The sequence below is a fragment of the Embleya sp. NPDC056575 genome (assembly GCF_042793325.1).
Lineage (GTDB): Bacteria > Actinomycetota > Actinomycetes > Streptomycetales > Streptomycetaceae > Embleya.
This window is the reverse complement of record NZ_JBHTVA010000100.1, coordinates 29,297-33,611: the sequence shown is the minus strand read 5'-3', so window position 1 is coordinate 33,611 and position 4,315 is coordinate 29,297. Positions and strand designations below refer to the sequence as shown.

4 protein-coding genes are annotated in these 4,315 nt (G+C 72.6%); 2 read left to right on the top strand and 2 right to left on the bottom strand.

The features are described from left to right. Positions 1-137: 137 nt before the first annotated feature. On the bottom strand, positions 138-998 hold the full coding sequence (gene nadE, locus ACFRCG_RS44390) for an ammonia-dependent NAD(+) synthetase (RefSeq protein ID WP_380042353.1): 861 nt from the start codon (positions 996-998) through the stop codon (positions 138-140). A 95-nt stretch (positions 999-1,093) separates the two neighbouring features. Between nadE and ACFRCG_RS44385 the strand changes: the two genes are divergently transcribed. Continuing rightward, positions 1,094-1,669 (top strand): cysteine hydrolase family protein, encoded by a 576-nt coding sequence (locus ACFRCG_RS44385; RefSeq protein ID WP_380042352.1) that lies wholly within the window; start codon positions 1,094-1,096, stop codon positions 1,667-1,669. Positions 1,670-1,691: 22 nt separating this feature from the next. Here the strand turns inward: ACFRCG_RS44385 and ACFRCG_RS44380 are convergent, their stop codons facing one another. After that, positions 1,692-2,963 carry a citrate synthase gene (locus ACFRCG_RS44380; RefSeq protein ID WP_380042351.1) on the bottom strand — a complete coding sequence of 424 codons (1,272 nt, stop codon included), beginning with the start codon at positions 2,961-2,963 and terminating at the stop codon, positions 1,692-1,694. Positions 2,964-3,075: 112 nt separating this feature from the next. On the opposite strand from ACFRCG_RS44380, the gene ACFRCG_RS44375 reads away from it, so the two are divergent. After that, on the top strand, positions 3,076-4,311 hold the full coding sequence (locus ACFRCG_RS44375; RefSeq protein WP_380042350.1) for a citrate/2-methylcitrate synthase: 1,236 nt from the start codon (positions 3,076-3,078) through the stop codon (positions 4,309-4,311). Positions 4,312-4,315 lie beyond the last annotated feature (4 nt).

Sequence of the window (4,315 nt, the reverse complement as noted above, 5' to 3'; positions counted from 1 at the left end):
AGAAGTTGGTCACCGACTTCGTCGCCGCCTGCACAAAGGTGTTGGTGCTGGCCCGGTTCGACCTGGTGTGACCCCGAGGACGGGTTCGGCCCACGCGGGCCGACCCGGACGTCGTTCCACGAACCGCCGCCGCGCGGTCAGCGCCACCAGTCGTCGTCGGGCGTGACCGGCTGGGCCCGCTTGTGCCGGGTCGCGCGATGGGTCGACTCCAGGCGCGCCGCCACCTCCGGCGCGACGTCGCCGCCCTCCAGGTACTCGTCGATCTGACCGTACGTCAGACCCAAGGCCACCTCGTCGGGCAGCGCGGGCCGGTCGTCCTCCAGATCGGCGGTCGGCACCTTCTCCCACACGCTCGGCGGCGCGCCCAACTCCTGGAGCAGCGCCGCGCCCTGACGCTTGGTCAGACCGGTCAGCGGGGTGAGGTCGACACCGCCGTCGCCGTACTTGGTGAAGAAGCCCGTCACCGCCTCGGCGGCATGATCGGTGCCCACCACGAGCAGGTTCAGCTGCCCGGCGATGGCGTACTGGATCACCATGCGCTCACGGGCCTTGAGGTTGCCGCGCACGAAGTCCCGCAGCTCGGACTCCCCGTCCGCCGGCTCGGACGCCCCACCCGCAGACTCGGCCAGACCGCGGGCCACCTCGGCGGCCACCGCGTCGGCGCCCGGCTTGACGTTCACCGTGACCGCGCGGTCGGGCCGGATGAACCCCAGCGCGATCTGCGCGTCGTGCTCGTCGGCCTGCACGCCGTAGGGCAGCCGTACCGCGACGAACCGCGCCTCGCGGCCCTCGGCCCGCAACTCCTCGGCGGCGAGCTGGCACAACCGGCCCGCCAGTGTGCTGTCCTGGCCGCCGCTGATCCCGAGCACGTAGCCCTTGGCCGGCGTCGACCGCAGGTAGTCCTTGAGGAAGTCGACCCGGCGCCGGATCTCCACCTTGGGCACGACGGCCGTCCGCACGCCGAGTTCGGCGAGAATCTGCTCCCTGGGGTTTGCCATCCCCGTACTGTACCGAGCGGGGCACGACCCGACGCCGGGGAGCGGTGTCGGCCGGCTCACGGGCCGCGCGGTCCGTGGTGGGAGGGACGATACGCATGGGCAACGGCGCACTGCTTGTGATGGACGTACAGCAGGAGATCGTCGAGATGGCCGACGACGGCTCCGGATACCTGGACCGGCTCGGCGCGGCGATCGAGGGGGCGCGCGCGGCCGGCATGTCCGTGATCTACGTGGTGATCGGGCTGCGGCCGGGGCAGCCGGAGGTGAGCCCGCGCAACCGGGTGCTCACCAACTCCGCGGCGATGGGGCTGTTCACCGAGGGCGCCCCGGGCACCGCGATCCACCCCGCCATCGCGCCCCGCGAGGGCGACGTCGTGGTCACCAAACGACGCGGCAGCGCGTTCTCCGGCAGCGACCTCGACCTGGTCCTGCGGGCGCGCGACATCGACCGCCTCGTCCTGGCCGGCATCGCCACCAGCGGTGTCGTGCTCTACACCCTGTGTCACGCGCAGGATCTGGACTTCGGCCTGACCGTGCTCGTGGACGGCTGCCTGGACCTCGACCCCGAGGTGCACCGCTTCCTCACCGAGAAGTTGTTCCCGCAGTGGGTGGAGGTCGCCCTGGTCGAGGACTGGCTGAAAACCGTCGCCGACGCGGCCGAGGCACAGTGAGCCGACCCGTCGACGCCGCGCCTCAGCGGCTCGGCGGACGGGTGCCCGTGTAGACGCCGATGGCCCGGTAGCGCAGACCGGGCTGTCGGTACTCCTCCATCGCGTGGGCCAGCCAGCCGATCGACCTGGCCATCGCGAAGACCGCCTCGCCCGCGTCCGGCCGCATCTCCATCGCGTGCGCCAACGCGGCCAGCGCCAAGTCGGCGTTGGGGAACACCTCGGCGCGCGCCGCCGGTTCGCGGGTCAGCGCGTCCACGGCGCGGATCACCCGGGCGACCCGCTCGTCGTGCCGGGCGTGTTCGCGGAGCAGGCCGAGCAACAGGTCGGCGCGCGGGTCGTGTTCGGCGTAGAGCGGATGACCCAGGCCCGGCAGGTGCTCGCCGGCGCGCAACCGGTCGGCGACCGCGCCGGTGGGGCCGCCGCCGGCCGGGTCCAGCGCGTCGCGCAGGAAGCGGTACGCCAACCCGATCGCCGCGCCGTGATGCCGGCCGTCGAACACCCCGAGGCCGGCCGAGACCACCGCGTACACGTCCGCCCGGGCGCCGGCCGCCACCCGCGCGGCCAGCGTGGACACCGCCAGGTCGTGGTCGGCCTTGAGCACGAGCGCGGCGTTCAGCAGTCGGATGTGCTCGGGGGTCGCCGCGCGAGCGGTCAGTTTCGGCCACAGCCGCGCCGCGAGGGAAGGCCCGGTCGGCGGGGCCGCGCGCGGGCACGGGGGCAGCGTGTCCGCGATCATCGCGAGCAGCGCCTCGCCCGCGCGGACCACGGCCGGCTCCGACAGGTCGAAGCGCAGCGGATCGGCCGTGCCGGCCGCGGCCACGATCATCCGGATACGGTCGGTGAGCCGGGCGGTGTCCGGCAGCAGGCTCATCGTGCGCCGGACCAGGTCGGCCGGTCCGGCGGGGGCCTCGAACGGGGGCACCTCGGCGAGGTCGACGCCCCGCCACAACCAGTGCGCCACCGACTCCAGGCGATATCCGGTGAGTTCGGCGACGTCGCGGCCCCGGTAGTAGAGCCGGTCGTCGGCGAGCAGGGTCACCCGGGTGTGGATACGTTCGATCGAGCCGTTGGCGGGGCGTGCACGACGCCCTCCGGCTCGGCTCGCCAACTCCTCCACGTCCGCGGCGGCGAACCGGCTGCCGCGCTGTCGCGACTCGCGCACGCTCGTCAGCAGCCCGCGACTGACGTAGGCGTAGACGGTCTCGGGCTTGACCCCCAATCGTTGCGCGACCTGGGCGGTGGTCAGGTAATCCCGGTCACTTTCGTCGCCCGGCACGGCCCGTCGACCAGCCATTTCGTCGCCGCCTTCCGCTCGTGTTGAGGCAATCAACATTGACGATAGTTGATCGTCGGGACGACATTCGAGGTGGCCGAAGCGGAACTGTGCGCAAAGCGGGAGGCGTGTCATGTCGGTCGTCGTCGACGGCGGAATCGAAGTACCCAGGGGGCTGAAGGGGGTGGTGGTCACCACCACCGAACTGGGCGATGTGCAGGGCGCGAAGGGCTTCTACCACTACCGGCAGTATTCGGCGATCGAGCTGGCCGACACCCGGACGTTCGAGGACGTGTGGTTCCTGTTCGTGCACGGCCGGCTGCCCGAAGCCGACGAACGGGCGGCGTTCGCGTCGGAGTTGGCCCGACTGCGGGTGTTGCCCGAGGAGCTGCGCCCGGTGTTGCGCTCCATCGCCACGGCGGGCGAGCGCTTCGATCCGCTCGCCGGACTGCGGACGGCGCTGTCGCTGATCGGCGCCGCGCGTACGCCGCCACCGCTGTGGGAGTCCTCGCCGGAGCGGCGCCGGGCGGACGCGCTCCTGGTGGGGGCGGTGACCCCGACGATCCTGGCGGCGCTGTACCGGATCCGGGCCGGAGCCGAGCCGTTGGAGCCCCGGGCGGATCTGTCCATGGCGGCCGACTGGCTGTACCTGGTGACCGGGGAGGAGCCCGAACCCGAGCGGGTGGCGGCGATCGAGCGATATCTGATCGCCACCGTCGACCACGGCTTCAACGCCTCCACGTTCACCGCGCGGGTGATCGCCTCGACGGGGGCCGACCTGGTGTCCGCGGTGGTCGGGGCGATCGGCGCGTTCTCCGGTCCGCTGCACGGCGGCGCACCGGATCGGGCGCTGGAGTCGCTGGACGCGATCGGCTCGCCCGACGCGGTCGACGCGTGGGTGCGGCCCAGGATCGCCGACGGCGAGCGGATCATGGGATTCGGCCACCCGGTCTACCGCACCGAGGACCCGCGTGCGGTGATGCTGGCCGAGCTGGCCCGCGAACTCGCCCCGCACACCGACGCGCGGGGCGTCGCGCTGGTGGAGTTCGCCGGCACGGTGCACCGACGGGTGACCGAGATCCTTGCCGAGCTGAAGCCGGGGCGGGAACTGCACGTCAACGTGGAGTTCTACGCGGGTGTGGTGATGGAACTGTGCGGCATTCCCCGGAACATGTTCACGCCGACCTTCACGGTGAGTCGGGTGATCGGGTGGTGCGCGAACATCCTGGAGCAGGCCGAGGACACGAAGATCATCCGGCCGATCGCCCGGTACACCGGGCCGCGCCGCCCGCACCCCGTGCCCCCCGGGTGGGGGGCCGGGGGGGCCACGCGGGGGCCCCGCGGCCATAGACCGGGGGGGGGCGAGTGAGGGG

Bases quoted from the DNA above. Each gene is read 5' to 3' on its own strand.
- nadE (WP_380042353.1), bottom strand. From the start codon at position 998: ATGGCAAACCCCAGGGAGCAGATTCTCGCCGAACTCGGCGTGCGGACG.
- ACFRCG_RS44385 (WP_380042352.1), top strand. From the start codon at position 1,094: ATGGGCAACGGCGCACTGCTTGTGATGGACGTACAGCAGGAGATCGTC.
- ACFRCG_RS44380 (WP_380042351.1), bottom strand. From the start codon at position 2,963: ATGGCTGGTCGACGGGCCGTGCCGGGCGACGAAAGTGACCGGGATTAC.
- ACFRCG_RS44375 (WP_380042350.1), top strand. From the start codon at position 3,076: ATGTCGGTCGTCGTCGACGGCGGAATCGAAGTACCCAGGGGGCTGAAG.